Genomic DNA, 20,398 nt, shown 5'->3' with positions numbered 1-20,398 from the left:
GGTGTGGCTCGGGGCCCGAGGAGCCTGTCAGCCTCGGTCGGGTCGGGACCCGAGCCGTCCGGCGCGGGTCCGGAGGGCGGTCAGCCCGAGTAGGGCTCGAAGGACACGACGGTCACCTTGATGTCGGCGCCGCTGGGGGCCGTGTAGGTGCAGGTCTGGCCCGCCTTGCCGCCGAGGATCGCCTTGCCGAGCGCGGACTCGGGGCTGTAGACGGTGAGGTCGGTGGTGGAGGCGATCTCCCGGGAGCCGAGCAGGAACGTCTCGGTGTCGTCGGCGTCGTCGTCGAAGTAGATGGTGACGACCATGCCGGGCGAGACCACGTCGGCGGCCGGAGCCTCACCGACCTTGGCGGTGCGCAGCAGCTCCTTGAGATAGAGGATGCGCCCCTCGGCCTTGCCCTGCTCCTCGCGGGCGGCGTGGTAGCCACCGTTCTCCCGCAGGTCGCCCTCCTCGCGCCGGGCGTTGATCTCGGCGGCGATGACCGGCCGGTTGGCGATCATCTCGTCGAGCTCGGCCTGCAGGCGGTCGTAAGCGTCCTGGGACAGCCAGGTGGCGGGCGCCTCGTTTCCGTTGGTGGACACAGGCGATCTCCTCGGTTGGTGCGGACTGGCTGACAGGTGAACTACCAAGTTACCAGTGCGGTGCCGGTCGAGGTGTGGTCGATCACCCCGGGTGCCGGTCGCGGGACCCGAGGTACGCGTGTTCCGGCAGCTCGCCGGTGCTCCGGCTCAGCCGGTCGGTCGGCAGCGCAGCACCTCGCCGATGAACGGCCGGGCGCTGGTGGGCACCTCCTGTCGGGCTCGGACGTGCCGCTGGCCGGACTCGGCGGTCACGGTGGCCTCGACGTGGCCCACCTCGGCGCCGTCGTGCGAGCGGGCCCGCAGCAGGCAGGTCGCCGAGCCGCCGGGTGGCACGGTGACCCGGAAGTCGACCACCACGCGGGAGTCGGTGATCCCGGTGTAGCTGATCATCTCGCCCTGGTACTCGGGGTCGCCGTACTGGCTGTAGAGCTTCGCGGCGGCCAGCCCGAGGACGGCCAGCAGGACGGTCACCGTCAGGGCGAGCAGGAGCGGCCGGCGGCGGCCCGGCTCCCGGCGGCGGCCGTACCGGCCGGGCGGGAAGACCGGCGTACCCGGTGTGACTGTGGCGTGCGTCTCGCTCACCGGCGGGTATCTCCTGGCGTTGTTGTCGGCGGCATCGGCAAGAATGGCTAGGTCCATCTTCCCAGCCCGGCGCTGAGTCAAGGATGGCAGGTCGGCCTCGACCGGCCAGGGTGGTCCCGGCCACTCCGGCAGCGGTCCCGACGTGCCAGCACGGGGGCTTTCGCGGGCGCGGGGGGAGATTCCGGCAGGTCAGCCGGTCGGCCCCGGGCGGGTCGCCCGGCCGGCACAGACGAGGAGCGCCGAAGGTGGCAGAACAGCTGCGTCTCATGGCGGTGCACGCCCATCCCGACGACGAGTCGAGCAAGGGCGCCGCCACCATGGCGAAATACGTCGCCGAGGGGGTGGATGTCCTGGTCGTCACCTGCACCGGTGGCGAGCGGGGCAGCGTGCTGAACCCCAAGATGGACCGCCCCGACGTGTGGGCCAACATCGGCGACATCCGTCGCGCCGAGATGGACGCCGCCCGCGCCGTCCTCGGCGTCGAGCAGGCCTGGCTCGGCTTCGTCGACTCCGGTCTGCCCGAGGGCGACCCGCTGCCGCCGCTGCCCGAGGGCTGCTTCGCGCTGCAGGAGGTGGAGGTCGCCGCCGCGCCGCTGGTGCGGCTGATGCGCCAGTTCCGCCCGCACGTGGTCACCACGTACGACGAGGAGGGCGGCTACCCGCACCCGGACCACATCATGACCCACAAGGTCACCGTGGCGGCGTTCGAGGCGGCCGGCGACCCGGAGCGCCACCCGGAGCTGGGCGAGCCGTGGCAGCCGCTGAAGCTCTACTACGACGTGGGCTTCTCCCGGGCCAAGATCATGGGCCTGCACGAGGCGATGCTCGCCGCCGGCCTGGAGTCGCCCTACGGCGAGTGGATGAAGCGCTGGGAGGAGCGTCCCGACAAGGGGGAGCGCATCACCACCCGGGTCGACTGCGCCGCCTACTTCCCGGTCCGCGACGACGCGCTGCGCGCCCACGCCACCCAGATCGACCCGGACGGGTTCTGGTTCCAGGTGCCGATGGAGCTCCAGCAGCGCGCCTGGCCGACGGAGGACTTCCAGCTCGCCCGTTCGCTGGTGGACAGCCCGCTCCCCGAGTCCGACCTCTTCGCCGGGGTGCGCGAGACGTGCCGTGCCCACTGACATCGGCGCGGGCTACCCTGGTCGTCAGCCGCACATCGGAGGAACACCATGCTGACCACCGCCCAGGTGCTCGCGGAGAACAACTTCGGTGACACCCGCACGGGTGGTCTGGCCGGCCCGATGGGCCTCTTCCTCATCGTCGCGCTGGCCACCGTCACCGTCCTGCTCATCCGCAACATGAACGCCCGCCTGCGCCGCCTGCCCGACCGCTTCCCGCGGCAGGGCGAGCCCGGCCGGGTCGACTCGGCAGTCGTCGATCCGACAGACGGGGCCGTCGAGCAGGATTCACCGACGAGCGCCCCCAACGGCCCCCAGCAGCGCCGAAACAGCTGAACACCGCATGAATCACGCCCGAGCCGGTGGTCGCCCCCTGTTGCGGCCACCGGCTTTGGCTTAGCCTTCCGCCGGGGGGACCGTCAGGCCCCGGACCCTGCGCGGAAGGGGGGCGCCGATGTCGAGGGCAGCAACGGGCCCCGACCGTGTCCCGGTCGCACCCGCCGACGGGGCGGGTCCGTGACCTCCGAACCGGCCGACCGGCCACCCGATCGGCTCGGCCTGCGGGGCACCCCGGTGAGCGTCGTGCTGCTGACCGTCGCGGTGGCGGTCACCGCGCTGCTGGCCGCGGTGCTCGGCCTCGCCGTACCGGCACACCTACCGGTGGACGACCCCCTGCCCGGGCCGGCCCGGTTCGGCCTCGCCACCGTCGCGTTCGCCGTGGCCCAGCTCGCCCGGCTCCGCTTCCGGGCCCCGTCGGGCATGGTCAGCATCACCTGGGGCGAGGCCGCGCTCCTCGTCTGCCTCTGGCTGGTCCCCGCCGGCTGGCTGCCGGCCGCCGCGCTGCTCGGCGCCGGCGCCGCCTGGACCACGATGTCCCTGGTGGCGGACCGCCGACCGGTGCTGGAGCTGGTGCGCATCGCCACCTCGCTCACCGCCGCCACGGCGCTGGCCGCGGCGGTCGCGAGCGCCCTCGGCCGGCCGCTGCTCGCCGCGCCCACCCCCGAACTGGCCCTCGCGCTGAGCGCGGGCGCGGTGACCTACCTGCTCACCACCGCCTGGCTGGGCGCCGCCACGCTCGCGCTGCGGCACGGCATCCCGATCGGGCCGCCGCTGCTCGCCGCGCTCCGCGGCAAGCTGCTCATGTTCACCGGCAACGTCGCGGTCGGCCTGGTGGTGGTCGCGCTGCTGGAACTCGACCCGCGCTGGCTGCTGCTCCTGCCGCCGCCGCTGTGGTTGTTGCAGCAGACCTACCGGCACCGGCTCCGGGCCGACGAGGAGCGCCGGACCTGGCGGGCCTTCGCCGAGGCCACCGCCGCCCTCAACCAGCTCGACGAACGCGGCGTGGCGACCGCCGCCGTGACCGGCGCCCTCACCCTGTTCGGGGCCGAGCTGGTCGAGGTCGACGTGGCCCGCGGCGACGGGCGCTGGCGCCGATACCGGGCCGACCTCGGTGGGCAGGTGCGGGATCGGGAGGTGGAGCCCCCGGCGGATCGCGGCTCGGGCGAACACGAGCTGGTCCGGCGGCTCGCCGTCGGCCCCGCCGAGGTGGGACGGCTGCGGGTGCGGTTCGCCCGGTCCGCCCCGCCCACCGCCCGGGAACAGGACGGCGTGGCCGCCTTCTCCGACGCCCTGGCCGCCGCCCTGCACGACGCCGCGACCCACCGTGAGCTGCGGCTGGTCACCGCCCGCTCGTCGTACGACGCGGTGCACGACCAGCTCACCGGCCTGCTCAACCGGGCCGCGCTGCTCACCCGCGGCGACCAGGCGCTGCGGCAGCGGGCCCACGACCACCCGGTGGCTCTGCTGCTGCTGGACGTGAACCAGTTCAAGGAGGTCAACGACACGCTCGGCCACTCGGCGGGCGACCAGTTGCTGCGGCTCACCGCCAACCGGCTGGCCGCGCTGACCCGGCCGGGGGACCTGCTCGGGCGGCTCGGCGGCGACGAGTTCGCCCTGCTGCTCACCTCGGTCCCGGTGGTCGAGGACCGGACGGCCCCGCTGGCGTACGCGGTGCGCCAGGCCCGGGAGGTCGCCGAGCGGCTCGCCGCGCCGACCGAGGTGGCCGGGGTGCGGATGTCGATCGAGGTGGCGGTCGGCGTGGTGGTGGCCGACGCCGGCGTCGCCGACCTGACCGAGCTGTTGCGGCGCGCCGACATCGCCATGTACCAGGCGAAGGAGGGTGGCGGCAGTGTCGCCGCGTACGACAGCTCCCGCGACGCGGCGAGCACCGACCACCTGGCGTTGCTCGCGGAGCTGCGGGAGGCGCTGGCCACCGACGACCAGCTGGTGCTGGCGCTGCAACCGGCGGTGGACCTGGCCACCGGCGGGCCGACCGGGGTGGAGGCGTTGATCCGGTGGCGGCACCCGCGCCGGGGCTGGCTCGGCCCGGCCGACTTCATCCGCCCGGTGGAGAACAGCGAGCAGCTCGGCAGCTTCACCCGCTACGTGTTGGACAAGGCGCTGGAGGTGGCCGCCGGCTGGGCGCGGGAGGGGCTGGACGTCCCGATCTCGGTGAACCTGTCCGCCCGCAGCCTGCTCGACCCGCGGCTGCCCGCCGAGATCGAGGAGGCGCTGCGGCGGCACCAGGTGCCGCCGCACCGGCTGGTCCTGGAGATCACCGAGACCGTCGTGATGAGCGAGCTGGAGATCATCGACGAGGTGCTGGCGACACTGCGGGCGATGGGCGTGCAGCTCGCGGTCGACGACTTCGGCACCGGCTTCTCCTCGTTGACGTTCCTCACCCGGATCCCGGTGGACGAGCTGAAGGTGGACCGGTCCTTCGTCATCCGGATGGCCGACTCGCCGGAGGCGGCGGCGATCGTCCGGACCACGGTCGGGCTCGCCCACGAGCTGGGGCTGCGGGTGGTGGCCGAGGGGGTGGAGACCGCCGAGCAGCGCACCGCGCTGGTCGAACTGGGATGCACCGCCGCGCAGGGCTACCACTTCTTCAAGCCGATGCCGGCGGACAAGATCGGGGCGGTGCTGGGGTCGCTGCGCGACACCGCGCGGGGCAACGTCTTCCCGCTGCGCGCCGACGGCGCCTCCTGAGCGGTCCGCGCCGCCGGGCGGGCCCGACGGCGCGGGGGCGCGCTCAGCCGCGGGGCAGCACGTCGTCGAGGACGGCGGGCAGCGTGGCCCAGTCGGCCGAGGCGATGCTGGCGTGGGCGCGGGCCAGCTGGGCGACCCGGGCCGCCGCCGCGTCGGCGTCGCCGCTGCCGACCGCCGGCGGGACGTTCTGCGCGTCGGTCATCACCAGCAGGTAGTGGTTCGCGGCGTACCAGGCGGTGTCGACGCCGCCCGTGACGTACGCCGAGGCGTCGCCGTCGAAGAGCACGAACCACCGGCGCAGGGCCGGGTCCGCGTACCGGGTCCGGGGGTCGCCGGCCTGGGCCCGGTGCACCGCCGGGAACGCCCGGGCGCTGCCCAGCGTGCCGGCGGCCGCCAGACCGTTCAGGTGGCGGGCGTACTCGACGTCGGTCCAGAGCGTGTCGGTCGGGTTGCCCTCCTCGACGGTGCCGGGGATCAGCTCCACGATCACCCTGCCGGCGAGCTGCGCGCGGGTGGGCCAGGCGTCGGCGCGGGCGGCGGCGTCCAGGCCGGGGTGGTCGCCGAGCAGGTCGGCCGGGCGGAACACCCGGTCGCCGAGCCGCGCGGCGAGCACCGCGTCGAGCTGCGCCGGCCCCTGGCCGGTACGGCCGCTGAAGCCGGTCTTGAGCTCCAGCTTGAGGATGAGCGGGCCGGCGTCGGGGTGGGCGCCCAGCCAGAGCCGGATGTCGTCCAGGCAGTGCTCCAGGTTCTTGTTGCGGGTGCCGGTGTAGAGCTGGGCGGCGCTGGTGGCGGCGACGCAGTTGTTGTCGTTGCCCAGCGGGTTGCTGTGGCTGACCCGCCACTGCCGGGTCAGCACGTCCGGCCAGACGTCCAGCTCGATCAGCCCGGGCCGGGCGTCGAGCGCCTGGGCCAGGTAGGTGTAGGTGCCGCGCTCGTACGTGTTGTGGATCCCGACGCCGGTGGTGGCGGACCACCGGGTCTGCGGCGGGACCTCGGCGGACGCGGTGCCGGGGGCCAGCAGGGATCCGGCGAGGGCGGCGAGGGCGAGCAGGGCGGGGAGTCTGCGCATGGACCGTCTCCTTCGGACGCGCCGGCGGTGGACGACGCCGGCCATGCGCCGATTCAAATAGACAAAGGTGAATAGCGGAAGGACGGCTCGTGGCTCCGACCGGTCCGGGGGCGGCGGTCCGGCGCGGCGGATAGGGTCGGGTGGTGAACCGACTCGCCGAGGCCACCTCGCCCTACCTGCTCCAGCACGCCGACAACCCGGTCGACTGGTGGCCCTGGTGCGACGAGGCGTTCGCCGAGGCGAAGCGCCGCGACGTGCCGGTGCTGATCTCGGTCGGCTACGCGGCCTGCCACTGGTGCCACGTGATGGCCCACGAGTCGTTCGAGAACGAGGCCGTGGCCCGGCTCATGAACGACGACTTCGTCTGCGTCAAGGTCGACCGGGAGGAGCGCCCCGACGTCGACGCCGTCTACATGACCGCCACCCAGGCCATGACCGGCCAGGGCGGCTGGCCGATGACGGTGTTCGCCACCCCGGACGGCACCCCGTTCTTCTGCGGCACCTACTTCCCCCGGGCCAACTTCGTCCGGCTGCTCGGCTCGGTGGCCGCCGCCTGGCGGGACCAGCGCGAGGCGGTGCTGCGGCAGGGCGCCGCCGTGGTCGAGGCGATCGGCGGCGCCCAGGCCGTCGGTGGCGTGACCGCCCCGCTCACCGCCGAGCTGCTCGACGGCGCCGCCGGCCAGCTCGCCCAGGAGTACGACGAGACGAACGGCGGTTTCGGCGGCGCGCCGAAGTTCCCGCCGCACATGAACCTGCTCTTCCTGCTCCGGCACCACCGGCGCACCGGCTCGGCGCGCAGCCTGGAGATCGTCCGGCACACCTGCGAGGCGATGGCCCGGGGTGGCCTGAACGACCAGCTCGCCGGGGGCTTCGCCCGCTACTCGGTGGACGGCCACTGGACCGTGCCGCACTTCGAGAAGATGCTCTACGACAACGCGCTGCTGCTGCGCGTCTACACCCAGCTCTGGCGGCTGACCGGCGACCGGCTGGCCCGCCGGGTCGCCCGCGACACCGCCCGCTTCCTCGCCGACGAGCTGCACCGACCCGGTGAGGGCTTCGCCTCCGCGCTGGACGCGGACACCGAGGGCGTCGAGGGACTCACCTACGTCTGGACGCCGGCGCAGCTGGTCGAGGTGCTGGGGGAGTCCGACGGACGGTTCGCCGCCGACCTCTTCGAGGTCACCGCCGACGGCACGTTCGAGCACGGCGCCAGCGTCCTGCGCCTGGCCCGTGACGTCGACGACGCCGACCCGGCGGTCCGGGCCCGCTGGCAGGACGTGGTGGGCCGGCTGCTGGCCGCCCGCGACACCCGGCCCCAGCCGGCCCGCGACGACAAGGTGGTGGCCGCCTGGAACGGGCTGGCGATCACCGCGCTCGCCGAGTTCCAGCAGGTCGCCGCGCTCTACGCGTCCCGGGAGGACGAGGACGCGAACCTGATGGAGGGTGTGGTCATCGTCGCCGACGGGGCCATGCGCGACGCCGCCGAGCACCTGGCCGCCGTGCACCTGGTCGACGGCCGCCTGCGCCGGGTCTCCCGGGACAAGGTCGTCGGCGAGCCGGCCGGGGTGCTGGAGGACTACGGCTGCGTCGCGGAGGCGTTCTGCGCGCTGCACCAGCTCACCGGCGAGGGACGCTGGCTGACGTTGGCCGGGCAGCTGCTCGACGTGGCACTGGCCCGGTTCGCGTCCGCCGACGGCGGCTTCTACGACACCGCCGACGACGCCGAGCGCCTGGTCACCCGGCCCGCCGACCCGACCGACAACGCCACCCCGTCCGGCCGTTCGGCGGTCGTCGCGGCGCTGGTCGCGTACGCGGCGCTGACCGGGGAGACCCGCTACCGGGAGGCGGCCGAGGTGACCCTGTCCACGGTGGCGCCGATCGTCGACCGGCACGCCCGGTTCACCGGCTACGCCGCCACGGTCGGCGAGGCGCTGCTCTCCGGCCCGTACGAGATCGCGGTGGTGACCGACGACCCGGAGGGCGACCCGCTGGTGGCCGCCGCCCGCCGGCACGCCCCGCCCGGCGCGGTGGTGGTGGCCGGCGCCCCGGACCAGCCGGGTGTGCCGCTGCTGGCGGACCGTCCGCTGGTCGACGGGCGGCCCACCGCGTACGTCTGCCGGGGGTTCGTCTGCCAACGGCCGGTGACCTCGGTCGAGGACCTGGTCGCCCAACTCGGCTGAGCCGTCACGGCCAGAGCTGCTCCCGCGCCCAGCCGGCTGCGCCCCGGCGGTAGCGCAGCCGGACGTGCCGGCGCTCCCGGTCGGCCTGCCAGAACTCGACCGTCTCCGGCGCCACCACGTAGACGGTGTGCGTGTCGGCGACCAGGTCGGGATCGCCGGCGAGGCGGGCGCGGACCTCGGCCAGCTCCCGGTCCAGCTCCGCCCGGTCGGTGAGGACGGTGCTCTGTCGGCCGGCCAGGGTGGCGATCCGGGAGCCCTCCGGCCGGGCCAGGAAGTCCTGCCGGGACACGGCCGGGTCGGCCGGTCGGGCGGTGCCGCGCACCCGGACCTGGCGCCCCTGCTCCCGCCAGTGGAAGCTGAGCGCGATGCGCGGGTTCCGCGCCAGCTGGCGTCCCTTCGCGCTGGCCGAGCTGCTGGCGAAGTGCCAGCCCGCGGAGTCGAGATCCTTGAGGATGAGCACCCGGGCGTCGGGCGCGCCGTCGGCGTCGACCGTCGAGACGGTCATCGCGTGCGGCTCGTCGACCCCGGCGTCGACCGCGGCGGCGAGCCAGTCGGCGAAGAGGGCGGTGGGTTCGGCCGGCACGTCGGACGGGTCGAAGGACGGCATGTCGTGGGCCAGTACGGGCAGCGCGCGGAGCATCCGGCGAGTCGTCATGCGGATCATGGTGCCCCGCCCCGGAGCCGGTCGCCGTCCCGTTTCCCGGCCGTGGGACGGGGACGGGCCCAGCGGCCGGGGGTGTCCCCGGCCCGGTTAGGCTGGCGGCGCTATGGACTCCCGGACCGGACTCCCCGTCGTGGGCATGGTGGGTGGCGGCCAGTTGGCCCGGATGACCCACCAGGCCGCCATCGCCCTCGGTCAGTCGCTGCGCGTGCTGGCGCTCGCTCCCGACGACGGCGCGGCGCTGGTCGCCGCCGACGTCCAGTACGGCGACCACACCGACCTGACCGCCCTGCGCACGTTCGCCAAGGGGTGCGACGTGGTCACGTTCGACCACGAGCACGTGCCGAACGACCACATCCGCGCGCTGACCGACGAGGGCGTGAAGCTGTTCCCGCCGGCCGAGGCGCTGGTGCACGCGCAGGACAAGCGGGTGATGCGGGAGCGCCTCGGCGAGCTGGGCGCGCCCAACCCGGCCTGGCGTCCGGTGGAGTCGCCGGCGGACCTGGTGACCTTCGGCCAGGAGACCGGGTGGCCGGTGGTGCTCAAGGCCGCCCGGGGCGGCTACGACGGGCGCGGCGTCTGGATGGTGGACGACGCCGACCGGGCCGCCGAGCTGGCCGCGACACTGCTCGCCGGCGGCACCCCGCTGCTGGTCGAGGAGCGGGTGGCGCTGCGACGAGAGCTGGCCGTGCAGGTCGCCCGGTCGCCCTTCGGCCAGGTGGCCGCGTACCCGGTGGTGGAGACGGTGCAGCGCGACGGCATCTGCGTCGAGGTGCTGGCGCCCGCGCCCGACCTGCCGGAGGAGCGGGCGGTCGCGGCGCAGCAGCTCGCCATCGACCTGGCCACCGCGCTCGGCGTGGTCGGGCTGCTCGCGGTGGAGCTGTTCGACACGCCCACCGGTCTGGTCGTCAACGAGCTGGCCATGCGCCCGCACAACTCGGGGCACTGGACCATCGAGGGCGCCCGGACCTCGCAGTTCGAGCAGCACCTGCGGGCGGTGCTCGACTATCCGATGGGGGACACCTCGCTCGCCGCGCCGGTCGTGGTGATGGCGAACGTGCTCGGCGGGGAGCCGGGCGGGATCTCGATCGACGAGCGGCTGCACCACCTGTTCGCCGCCGAGCCCGGCGCCAAGGTCCACCTCTACGGCAAGCAGGTCCGTCCGGGCCGCAAGATCGGTCACGTCACGGTGCTCGGCACCGACCTGGCCGACGTACGGGCCCGGGCCGCGCGGGCCGCCCGCTGGCTCCAGGAAGGACGCGCATGAGCGAACGCACCGAGCGGAGCGAGGGCCGTGAGGGCATGCCCAGCCAGCACGGCATGAGCGAACGCACCGAGCGGAGCGAGGGCCGTGAGGGCATGCCCAGCCAGCACGGCATGAGCGCCGTCGGGCTGATCATGGGCAGTGACTCGGACTGGCCGACCATGCGGGCCGCCGCCGAGGCGCTCGACGAGTTCGGCGTGCCGTACGAGGTGGGCGTGGTCTCGGCGCACCGCACCCCGCTCAAGATGATCGAGTACGGCCGGTCCGCCGCCGATCGCGGCGTCCGCGTGATCATCGCGGGCGCGGGTGGGGCGGCGCACCTGCCCGGCATGGTCGCCTCGGTCACCCCGCTGCCGGTGATCGGTGTGCCGGTGCCGCTGAAGTACCTGGACGGGATGGACTCGCTGCTGTCCATCGTGCAGATGCCGGCCGGCGTACCGGTCGCCACGGTGTCGATCGGCAATGCCCGCAACGCCGGCCTGCTCGCCGTCCGGATCCTCGGCGCCTCCGACCCGGCGTTGCGGGACCGGATGGCCGCCTACCAGGCGAGCCTGGAGGACCTGGTCGCCGAGAAGGAAGCCGCGCTGCGCGCGTCGCTGGCGTGATGCGGCGCTGTCGATCTGCGTAACGCTGCGGGTGTCGCCGTCGGTGACCGTTCGTCGCCGCGCACAGGCGGCAAGGTCAGCGCATGCCGCGCAGCGCTGTCTGCAGGCGCTCCTGGGCCCGCCGGCGACGCTCGTTGCTCGCGCCCAGCACCAGTAGGACGATGCCGACCGGGATCAGCACCAGCCATGGGCCGAGACTGAACAACGCGTGCACCGCGGCGATCGCGGTGACCGTCGCGCCCACGATCACCGGCGCCTGCTGCCGGCTCGTCGAACCGAAGATCAGCACCGCCACGGCGCCGAGCAGCAGCAGCACCTGACGCAGCATGCTGGAGTCGGTCGCGATCACGATCGCCAGCGTCGGCAGGAACGCGGTCACCAGGGCCGGTCCGTACGCCACCCAGCTCGACAGGTCGGGCCGGTGACGCAGCTGCAGCACCCCGACCAGCAACGCGAGCGCGGCGAACGGCAGCGTGTACGCCTCCGGGAGCGCCACGTCGGCCACCCGCATCAGGATCCACCAGGCGCTGATCTCGCAGGCCACCACCGCCCAGAACAGCAGGTTGCGCTCCATCGGACGGCGGCCCGGACGGCTGGCCGCCACCCCGAGCACCGCGCCCCACGCGGCCAGCAGCGCGGCGATGTGCCGGGGTGAGTCGTACGCCAGCGCCAGCGCGATGAGGGCCGCCCCGTAACCGCTCCACTCGACGGTGGCCGCCTCCCGGTACGCCTCCGGCCGGCGCAACCGGGGCAGCGTGGCGGCGAAGACCTGCAACGCGGCGCCGACCGCGAGCACCCCGAAGGCGGACCAGACCGCGGCGAGCCCCACCACCAGCCCGAGCGTGAGCGCGAAGAGCTGGGCCATCAGCGAGCCGAACAACCACCCGAGGATGCGGGCCCGCTGGGTGGTGCCGAACAGCGCGGCCACGATGCCCACGCCGACGGCGCCGCCCAGCGTGAACAGGGTCAGGTCGCGGGTGGCGAGGCTGCCGCAGAGCCCCGCGCCCCCGGCGGCGAGCCCGATCGCGAAGACCAGCACCCGGGCGACCCGGATCGACCGGGCCGGCTCCACCAACGGCGGCGGTGGGGTCAGCGCCAGCCCGAGCATGGAGATGGTGAAGACGGCCAGCGCGGCCAGCGTGGTCACCGGCCAGCCCCGCCCCAGCGCCACCGGCGTGATCAGCAGGGTGAGGGCGGCCCCGGGCAGGACCACCGGCACCGCCCGGGACCGGCGACCGCCGCTGAACCCGGTCGCGGCCAGCGCCGCCGTGGCGGTGAGCAGCAGCGCGGTGAGCACATGGGTGGGGTCCACGGCGTCCGGCGGCGGGGTGAGCAGCTCCGGCGGCGGCCCCTGCCACACCCGGCCCAGCGCCGCGAACGGCGAGAACAACGCCACCACCAGCGACGGCGCCAGCGTGGCCAGGGCCAGCGCGGTGGGCAGCGCCGCCGCGGCGAGCGCCCCGGCCGCCGGGCTGACCCGCCAGCGCAGCTCCGTGCGGTCGCCCGGGTCCCGGCGCAGCGCCCCGTCGAACAGCACGGACCAGCGGCGCACCGGGCGGGCCGAGCCGACCGGCGGGACGGTGGCCGCCCGGACCAGTTCGGCGAGCACCCCGAGCAGCGCCGCGGCGGCGGCGAACACACCGGCGGGCAGGCGGACGAGCAGAGCGGCCGCCGCGGTCACGGTGGCCGCGCCGACCACGGCGACGCTGGCGTACGGAAGGTACTGCGGCACCTGCCGGCGTACCGCCGCGACCACGGCCAGGCCGATGCTGGCGGCGGCCAGGGCGGAGGTGAGGACCACCTGCGGCGGGCGGCCGAACTCGGCGGACAGGGCGGCCACCGCGCCGGGAAGGGCCAGCAGCGCCGCCCCGGCGCCCGCACCGCCCACCTGCACCAGATGCGGGGGCATACCCTCGGCGCGGATGTCCTCCACCAGCGTCGGCGCGAGCGTGCGGGCCAGCGCGGCCACCGTCACCCCGATCAACGCGATGCTGCCCAGCGCCAGCGCGGTGGTCCAGGGGCGGACCAGCCCGGCGCCGGCCGCGTGCAACGCCACCACGCCGGCCACGGTGGCCCGGGACAGCGCGGCCCGCGGGTCCGCCGCGGCCGCGGCGGCCATCCCGAAGACGGTGGCCACCATGGCGCCCACCAGCACCGGCGACCACCAGGGCAGGTCGAACGCGGCCGGCGCACCCACCGTGGCGAGCACCGCGGCCGCGCCCGACACGTCGTACTTCCAGGGCGGTGGCAGGAGGATGGCGGCGGTGACCGCGAGCAGCGCCAGCGCGACCGGCGCCTGCCAGGTGGACCCGCCGGTCGGCGCCGCCGGCCAGCCGCTCAGGTCACCGGCCCAGATCGGGCCGGGGGTGGCCAGGACACCGAGCCCGCCGCGCAGCGCGCTCCAGGCGGCGATCAGGCCGATCAGCGTGCCCCCGGCGGCGATGCCGAGGATCGGACCGCGCCGCCACTCCTCCGGCAGCGCCCGGGCGGCGACCGCCACCAGCAGCACCAGCGCGGCGGCCACCACGAGCTGACCGCCCGGCGCGAGGACCGCGGCGATCCGGGCCAGCGTGGCCACCAGCGCCACCGTGATCGCGGCCAGGGCCAGGTCCGAGCCGTCGAGCGACATGTCGGCGCGGCGGCCGGCGTCGATCCGCGGGGCCAGCGCCAGCAGCGCGGCCGAGATCAGCAGCAGGCCACCCACCCAGGCGTCCGCCGAGGTGGCGCCGGGCGCGCCGAATCCGGCGGCGGCGACGGCGACCGCGCCGAGCACGGTGCCGAGCGCGTGCGGCATGCTCAGCTGCCGCTGCGCCACCTGGACCAGGGCGGCGTAGCCGAGCGTCACGCAGACCGCGAGGAAGCTCGCGGCGAGGATCGGGACGGTGATCTCGCGGAGGTTCGCCGGGGTGGGCGCCGGCGGGGTCGGCACGGTGGCGGCGACGAACGCGGCCACCGCGCCGGGCAGGGCGAACGCCGCGCCGCCGGCCGCCCAGGCGCAGACCCGGTCCGTCGCGGCGGCGGCCAGGCGGACCCGCGGGGCGAGCGACACCAGCGCCCCGGCCAGGAAGAGCAGCGTCAGCGCGGCGGCGGTGAGCGCGGGGCGGGCGAGCGCGGCCCCGGCCCCGACCAGGCCGAGCCCGGCAGCGGTCACCGCGTGCGCCACGGCGGCGCGCTCGGTGCCGGCGGTGAGCCCGAGCACCCCGATCGCGACGGCGGTGAGCAGCATCGGCCAGCAGGCCGCGGCCCAGCCCAGGCCGAGCGAGGCCGGCACCGCCAGCGCGGTGAGCGCCGCGCCGACCACCGCGAACTCCCGGCGGATCTCCGGCGGCAGCGCGACCACGGCGGCGACGGTGAGCAGCAGCGCGGCGGCGGCGAGCTGCCAGCCGGTCGGTCCGACCGCGCGGGCCAGCTCGGCGTGCCACCCGCCGAGGTCGGCCGACCAGGCGGGCAGCGCCGCCCGGACCGGGGCCAGCCCGGCGCGCAGCGCGCCGCCGGCGACCACCAGGCCGCTGACCGTGAGCGCGACCGCGGACGCCAGCTGCGGACCCCGGCGGGCCGCCTCCGGTACGGCCCGGACGGCGAGCCCGGTGAGCGCGATGACCGCGGCGATCAGCAGCAGCGAACGCCCGGGCAGGGCCACCGAGGCGACCCGGCCGAGCGCGCCGATGACCGCGAGGGTGAGGATGCCGGCGCCCACGTCGGGCAACGGCGGCCGGCGCAGCACCAGCGTCCCGGCCAGCGCGACCAGCGCGGCGAGCAGCAGCACCGCGCCGGCGCCGGCGGCGGTCGGCACGGTGGCGGCGCGGAGCAGGGCGGTGACCGCGTACGCCAGGGCGACCGCGACCGCGGCCCCGTGCAGCAGCCAGGTCAGCTCCCGCAGCCACGGCACCGGACGGGCCGGCGCGGCGGCGGCGGGCCCGGCGGGCGACTCGCCGCCGAGCACCTCACCGGCCTCCTCCGGCGCCGACTCCGGCCGGTCCTCGTCGGCGCGCTGCCGGGGTGCGGCGGGTGTCGGCGGCTCGGTGGGGGGCAGGTCCTGCCGGACCGGCCGTTCGCGCACCACCACCGAGCGGGCCAGGGCCAGGTCCAGCACGGCCACCACGGTGAGCACCAACGCCCACCCGGCCGGGCCGGTGATCCGCTCGTACGCCAGCAGCGGCAGCACCGGCTGGGCGGCCAGCACGGTGGCGAACCGGGGCGCGCGCAGGCCCGTGCCGTACGCGTAGCCGAAGGCGACGACGGTGGTGACCAGGAAGATCGACCCGGCGAACGCGGCGCCCGAGGTGCCGCCGCCGATCCGGTCCACGGCCCAGAGCGCGTACCCGGCCAGCGGCACCAGCAGCAACCCGACCGCCGCGATGGTCTCGGCGGTCGAGGTGAGCCCGCGCCGGGCCAGCACCGGCGGGGCGAGCAGCATCAGCACGGTCGCGACCAGCAGCACGCCGAGCCGCGCCAACGCGTCCATCGAGCTGGTGGCGACCGCGGCGAAGACCACCGCCGCGACGCCGAGCAGCAGCGCGCCCAGCCCGAGCGGGATGTTCTGCACCTCGCGTGACGACGCCTCCGGCGGATGCTCCGGGTCGTCCGCGTCGAGCCACTGGGGGCGGCCGCGGGGTGGCGACGGAGGGAGGTCGTCCGGCCCGGGCGGCGGGGTGCCCTGCCGGGGCACCCGGGGCGGCGCGCCGGTGGCGGCCGTGGGCGGGCGGCGTCCGGGCCGCCGGCGGAGCACCCGGCGGGGACGGGTGGCCTGCTTGATCCGCTCCTCCCCGGCGTGCGCCAGGATGTCGCGCTGGAAGAGGGCGGCCTGCATCTTGGCCGCGATCTGCCGCTGCTCACGGGCGATCTCGGCGTCGCGCGCCTTCATCTCGGCGATCGACCGCTCGATGTCGGCCAGGTGCTCGGTCCACTGGGGCTGTTCCGCGCCGCAGTGGGGGCAGACGACGGCGGGCTTGATCTCCCGCCCGCACGAGGCGCACCTGAAGCTCTCCACGTCAGTCTCCCGTTCGCCCGCGCCCCCGCACTGTGGACCTCCCAGAGGCAGCATGCCCTGAGCGGGCCGGGATTTCGACAGTTGCCGGCGCGTTCCGGACAACAAAAAAGGACCGGCCGGTCGGGGATGCGATCCCCGGCCGGCCGGCCCGACGTCGACGGGTCAGGGGCGACCCATGCCGCGGTACTCCCACCCGGCCTGCGTCCACAGTGTCGAGTCCAGGCAGTTGCGCCCGTCGACCACCCGGCGGCCGTTGGCCAGCTCGCCCAGCGCGACCGGGTCGGCGTTGCGGAACTCGGCCCACTCGGTGAGCACACAGACCAGGTCGGCGCCGCGGACGGCGTCGGTCATGTTCTCCTCGTAGGTCAGCTCCGGCACGGCGCGGCGCGCGTTCTCGATCCCCTGCGGGTCGAAGACGTGCACGTCGGCGCCGGCCTTGCCGAGCAGCGCGGCCACCGCGAGGGCGGGGGCGTCGCGTACGTCGTCGGTGTTGGGCTTGAAGGTGGCGCCGAGCACCGCGATCCGGGTGCCGGAGAGGTCCGGACCGGCCGGGCCGGAGCGGCGGCCGAGCAGCTCGGCGGCGAGCTGCACCACCCGGGTACGGCGGCGCAGGTTGATCAGGTCGACCTCGTGCAGGAAGCGCAGCGCCTCGCCGGCGCCCAGCTCCTGGGCGCGGGCCTGGAACGCCCGGATGTCCTTGGGCAGGCAGGCGCCGCCGAAGCCGAGCCCGGCCTGGAGGAACCGGTTGCCGATCCGCGGGTCGTAGCCGATGGAGCGGGCGAGCTGCGTGACGTCGCCGCCGGCCGCCTCGCAGACCTCGGCCATCGCGTTGATGAACGAGATCTTGGTGGCCAGGAACGCGTTCGCGGCGACCTTGACCAGCTCGGCGGTGGCGAAGTCGGTGACCACCAGGGGCACCTCGCGGTCCTCGGTGGCGGCCAGGTCGAAGACGCCCTTGTGGGCGGCGAAGAGCATGCCGTTGGCCCACTCGCTCTTGACGCCGACCACGATCCGGTTGGGGCGCAGCACGTCGTCGACGGCGAAGCCCTCCTGGAGGAACTCGGGGCTCCACGCCACCTCGACCCCGAGGTCGGTCGGGCTGTGCTTGCCGACCAGCTGCTCCACCCACTCGGCGGTGCCCACCGGCACGGTGGACTTGCCGACGATCAGCGCCTTGCGGGTCAGGTGCTGGGCGAGGCCGGTCACCGACGCCTCGACGTAGGACAGGTCGGCGCCCATGCCGTCGGCCCGCTGCGGGGTGCCGACGCAGATGAAGTGCACGTCGCCGAAGTCGGCGGTCTCCTGGATGTCGGTGCTGAACCGCAGCCGGCCGGCGGCCAGGTTGCGCCGCAGCAGCTCGTCGAGGCCGGGCTCGTGGATCGGCACCTCGCCCGCGTTCAGCTTCGCGATCTTGTCCGCGTCTACGTCGAAGCCGAGCACCTCGTAGCCCAGCTCGGCGTAACAGATGGCGTACGTCGCGCCGAGGTAGCCGGTGCCGAGGAAGGTGACCCGGGGCCGGGCGGCGCCGGACGGCGGCGTCACCGCGGCGATGGCGGGCGTCGGCTGGGAGTTCGGGTACGGGATCGTCACGCCTGTCTTCTCCGCTCGCACTGGCGGCGCTTCCTCGCGTCGCATTCTGCTGGGGGCGCCTAGGCCGGGCGCCGAGGGGACTGATGTCTGGTGTGAGGGTAGTGGGTCGGGTGGACGACGCTCGGGCGCGAGCCTACCCGCCGGTAAGGTTCGGCCGTAGCCGGTGGTTATCCTTCAGTTTGCGGCAGTCGGCAGCTTCCGGGCGGCACAGACTGCGCATGATAGCGGTGAAAGGGGAGGGCCGACATGGCCGCAGAGCAGTCGTTCGACGTCTACCGGTTGCCGGAGGAGCACGAGGCGATCCGGGAGGCGGTCCGTGAGGTCTGTGCGGCGAAGGTGGCTCCGCACGCCGCCGAGGCGGATGAGACAGGTGAGTTCCCCAAGGCGTCCTACGACGCCCTGCGCGCCGCCGACTTCCACGCCCCGCACGTCCCGGTCGAGTACGGCGGCGCCGGCGCGGACGCGCTGGCCACGGCCATCGTGATCGAGGAAGTGGCCCGGGCCTGCGCCTCGTCGTCACTGATCCCGGCGGTCAACAAGCTGGGCACCATGCCGCTGCTGCTGGCCGGCTCCGAGGAGCTGAAGCGGAAGTACCTCACTCCGGTCGCCTCGGGCGACGCGATGTTCTCCTACTGCCTCTCCGAGCCGGAGGCGGGCAGCGACGCCGCGTCGATGACCACCAAGGCGGTCCGCGACGGCGACCACTGGGTGCTCAACGGCGTGAAGCGGTGGATCACCAACGCGGGCGTCTCCGAGTACTACACCGTCTTCGCTGTGACCGATCCCACAGCTCGGTCCCGGGGCATCTCGGCCTTCGTGGTGGAGAAGTCCGACCCGGGGGTCAGCTTCGGCGCGCCGGAGAAGAAGCTCGGCATCAAGGGCTCGCCGACCCGCGAGGTCTACTTCGACAACGTCCGGATCCCGGCCGACCGGATGATCGGCGCGGAGGGCACCGGCTTCGCCACCGCCATGCAGACGCTGGACCACACCCGGGTCACCATCGCCGCCCAGGCGATCGGCATCGCCCAGGGTGCGCTGGACTACGCCAAGGGCTACGTCCAGGAGCGCAAGCAGTTCGGCAAGGCGGTCGCCGAGTTCCAGGGCATCCAGTTCATGCTCGCCGACATGGGCATGAAGCTGGAGGCGGCCCGGCAGCTCACGTACGCGGCGGCCGGCAAGTCGGAGCGCGGCGACGCGGACCTGACCTACTTCGGCGCGGCCGCCAAGTGCTTCGCCTCGGACGCCGCCATGGAGATCACCACCGACGCGGTCCAGCTGCTCGGCGGCTACGGCTACACCCGCGACTACCCGGTCGAGCGGATGATGCGGGACGCCAAGATCACGCAGATCTACGAGGGCACCAACCAGGTGCAGCGCATCGTCATGGCCCGGCAGCTGCTCAAGGGCTGAGCGCCGGCGTCGACGTTCGGGCGGGCGGGCCGGGGTGACCCGGCCCGCCCGCACTGGTCAACGGCTCTCGCTGGTGCCCTCCGGCCGGGCGGCGCCGCGCGGCGGCGCGGACCACGGCGACTCGCCGCCGGTGCGGCGGGGCAGGGGATCGGTGGGGGTTTCCGGGTAGGCCAGCGTGAGCGGGGCCGTGTCCGGGTCCTTCGGCGCGCCGGCCGGCGGCCAGTCGGTGAGCGTGGGCCCGTGCTCGACCGGTGTGACGGCCGGGGTCAGCTCCGCCTCGGCCGCCACGGGTCGCCGCCACCGCTGGGCGCTGAACACGGCCATCAGCAGCAGCAGGCCGATGAGGAACAGCGTGCCGTTCTCCAGCGGCTGGCGCAGCGGCAGCGGGTCGCCGAGCACTTTCAGGTCGTCGGGCACCCGGTCCCGCACGGAGAAGGGCGCGACGAACAACCCGACGTACGGGGCGGCGAGCAGCAGGCCCGCCACGAGCGGGCCGAGCGGCGAGAAACGCAGCGTGCCGAGCAGGCCGAGCAGGACGCCGGCGACGCCCAGATAGACGGCCGGCTCGATCAGGTTCGGTGTGCTGTACGTACCGATCTCCACCCAGCGGTTGACGGTCCGCCCAGATCCGTCCTGACCGAGGGTGACGAGCACCCAGGTGACGGGCGCCACCACCAACCCGGCGAGGAAGCTCCAGAGATGTCGCATCCGCGCACCGTACCGTTTCCGGCATGACAGATCATCCCGCGGTGCCGGCGGGTAAGCCGACCTCGTACTCCCGCGTCACGCTCAGTCGCATCATGACCGCTGTCGATGTCAATCTGTACGGCAGCGTGCACGGTGGGGTACTGATGAAGTTCGTCGACGACGTGGCCGGCGCGGCGGCGGCCCGGCACAGCGGCGGCACCGCGGTCACCGCCTCCATCGACGAGATCGTCTTCTCCGAGCCGGTCCGGGTGGGCGACCTGGTGCACGCGCACGCGCAGGTCAACTGGACCGGCAACACCTCGATGGAGGTCGGGGTGCGGGTGGTCGCCGAGCGCTGGGACTCGGCCGAGGACGAGCCGGTGCGGGTCGCCACCGCGTACCTGGTCTTCGTGGGGGTGGACGTCGGTGGCGCGCCCCGGCGGGTCCGCCCGGTGCTGCCCGAGACGCCCGACGACGAACGCCGCTTCCGGGAGGCGGAGATCCGGCGCGCCCACCGCCTGGCCCGCCGCCGCGCCATCCAGGCCCACCGCGCCGGCTGACGTGCAAGGAAGGGCCCCTTGTTAACGCCTGCGGTAGAGGAGGGGGC

Annotated in this window: 15 protein-coding genes; 8 read left to right on the top strand and 7 right to left on the bottom strand. The window is 74.8% G+C overall.

Annotated features, from left to right (window positions below):
* Positions 1–80: 80 nt before the first annotated feature.
* Together greA and CO540_RS14920 are read right to left on the bottom strand one after the other, a co-directional pair.
* The gene (gene greA, locus CO540_RS14925) at positions 81–581 is read right to left on the bottom strand and encodes a transcription elongation factor GreA (protein ID WP_091581857.1); all 501 of its coding nucleotides are present in this window, start codon (positions 579–581) and stop codon (positions 81–83) included.
* Positions 582–728: 147 nt separating this feature from the next.
* A complete protein-coding gene (locus CO540_RS14920) occupies positions 729–1,163 on the bottom strand; it encodes a DUF4307 domain-containing protein (protein WP_091581853.1) in 435 nt (144 codons plus the stop codon).
* A 245-nt stretch (positions 1,164–1,408) separates the two neighbouring features.
* On the opposite strand from CO540_RS14920, the gene mca reads away from it, so the two are divergent.
* The 3 genes from mca to CO540_RS14905 all read left to right on the top strand — a co-directional run bounded on the left by mca (position 1,409) and on the right by CO540_RS14905 (position 5,335).
* Positions 1,409–2,290 carry a mycothiol conjugate amidase Mca gene (gene mca, locus CO540_RS14915; RefSeq protein WP_099162518.1) on the top strand — a complete coding sequence of 294 codons (882 nt, stop codon included), beginning with the start codon at positions 1,409–1,411 and terminating at the stop codon, positions 2,288–2,290.
* Between the two features lie 48 nt (positions 2,291–2,338).
* Positions 2,339–2,623 (top strand): hypothetical protein, encoded by a 285-nt coding sequence (locus CO540_RS14910; protein ID WP_091581846.1) that lies wholly within the window; start codon positions 2,339–2,341, stop codon positions 2,621–2,623.
* Between the two features lie 222 nt (positions 2,624–2,845).
* Positions 2,846–5,335, top strand: coding sequence for a bifunctional diguanylate cyclase/phosphodiesterase (locus tag CO540_RS14905; RefSeq protein ID WP_172968030.1), 2,490 nt, complete (start codon positions 2,846–2,848; stop codon positions 5,333–5,335).
* Between the two features lie 43 nt (positions 5,336–5,378).
* Here CO540_RS14905 and CO540_RS14900 read toward each other — a convergent pair whose 3' ends face one another.
* A complete protein-coding gene (locus tag CO540_RS14900; RefSeq protein ID WP_099162516.1) occupies positions 5,379–6,404 on the bottom strand; it encodes a phosphatidylinositol-specific phospholipase C domain-containing protein in 1,026 nt (341 codons plus the stop codon).
* 143 nt (positions 6,405–6,547) lie between these two features.
* Between CO540_RS14900 and CO540_RS14895 the strand changes: the two genes are divergently transcribed.
* Positions 6,548–8,584, top strand: a complete 2,037-nt coding sequence (locus tag CO540_RS14895; protein WP_099164772.1) for a thioredoxin domain-containing protein — start codon at positions 6,548–6,550, stop codon at positions 8,582–8,584.
* Between the two features lie 4 nt (positions 8,585–8,588).
* Here the strand turns inward: CO540_RS14895 and CO540_RS14890 are convergent, their stop codons facing one another.
* Positions 8,589–9,239: a pyridoxal 5'-phosphate synthase gene (locus CO540_RS14890; protein ID WP_099162515.1), complete on the bottom strand. Its 651-nt coding sequence runs from the start codon at positions 9,237–9,239 to the stop codon at positions 8,589–8,591.
* A gap of 112 nt (positions 9,240–9,351) precedes the next feature.
* On the opposite strand from CO540_RS14890, the gene CO540_RS14885 reads away from it, so the two are divergent.
* Together CO540_RS14885 and purE are read left to right on the top strand one after the other, a co-directional pair.
* Positions 9,352–10,512 (top strand): 5-(carboxyamino)imidazole ribonucleotide synthase, encoded by a 1,161-nt coding sequence (locus CO540_RS14885; protein WP_099162514.1) that lies wholly within the window; start codon positions 9,352–9,354, stop codon positions 10,510–10,512.
* Positions 10,513–10,622: 110 nt separating this feature from the next.
* Positions 10,623–11,114, top strand: a complete 492-nt coding sequence (gene purE / locus CO540_RS14880) for a 5-(carboxyamino)imidazole ribonucleotide mutase (protein ID WP_099164771.1) — start codon at positions 10,623–10,625, stop codon at positions 11,112–11,114.
* Positions 11,115–11,190: 76 nt separating this feature from the next.
* Here the strand turns inward: purE and CO540_RS14875 are convergent, their stop codons facing one another.
* Entirely contained in the window at positions 11,191–16,104 is a 4,914-nt protein-coding gene (locus CO540_RS14875) for an SCO7613 C-terminal domain-containing membrane protein (RefSeq protein ID WP_099162513.1), read from the bottom strand.
* A gap of 162 nt (positions 16,105–16,266) precedes the next feature.
* On the bottom strand, positions 16,267–17,694 hold the full coding sequence (locus tag CO540_RS14870) for a UDP-glucose/GDP-mannose dehydrogenase family protein (protein WP_091581814.1): 1,428 nt from the start codon (positions 17,692–17,694) through the stop codon (positions 16,267–16,269).
* Positions 17,695–17,940: 246 nt separating this feature from the next.
* Here CO540_RS14870 and CO540_RS14865 point away from each other — a divergent pair, with 246 nt between their 5' ends.
* Positions 17,941–19,104 carry an acyl-CoA dehydrogenase family protein gene (locus tag CO540_RS14865; protein ID WP_091581810.1) on the top strand — a complete coding sequence of 388 codons (1,164 nt, stop codon included), beginning with the start codon at positions 17,941–17,943 and terminating at the stop codon, positions 19,102–19,104.
* A 57-nt stretch (positions 19,105–19,161) separates the two neighbouring features.
* On the opposite strand, the gene CO540_RS14860 is transcribed toward CO540_RS14865, so the two are convergent.
* A complete protein-coding gene (locus CO540_RS14860) occupies positions 19,162–19,812 on the bottom strand; it encodes a hypothetical protein (RefSeq protein WP_099162512.1) in 651 nt (216 codons plus the stop codon).
* A 23-nt stretch (positions 19,813–19,835) separates the two neighbouring features.
* Between CO540_RS14860 and CO540_RS14855 the strand changes: the two genes are divergently transcribed.
* Positions 19,836–20,351 (top strand): acyl-CoA thioesterase, encoded by a 516-nt coding sequence (locus CO540_RS14855; protein ID WP_099162511.1) that lies wholly within the window; start codon positions 19,836–19,838, stop codon positions 20,349–20,351.
* Positions 20,352–20,398: the final 47 nt, after the last annotated feature.

The sequence above is a fragment of the Micromonospora sp. WMMA2032 genome, from assembly GCF_002688545.1.
Taxonomy (GTDB): domain Bacteria; phylum Actinomycetota; class Actinomycetes; order Mycobacteriales; family Micromonosporaceae; genus Micromonospora; species Micromonospora sediminicola.
Note: the sequence above shows the minus strand (reverse complement) of the source record. Positions and strands in the feature narration are given on the sequence as shown.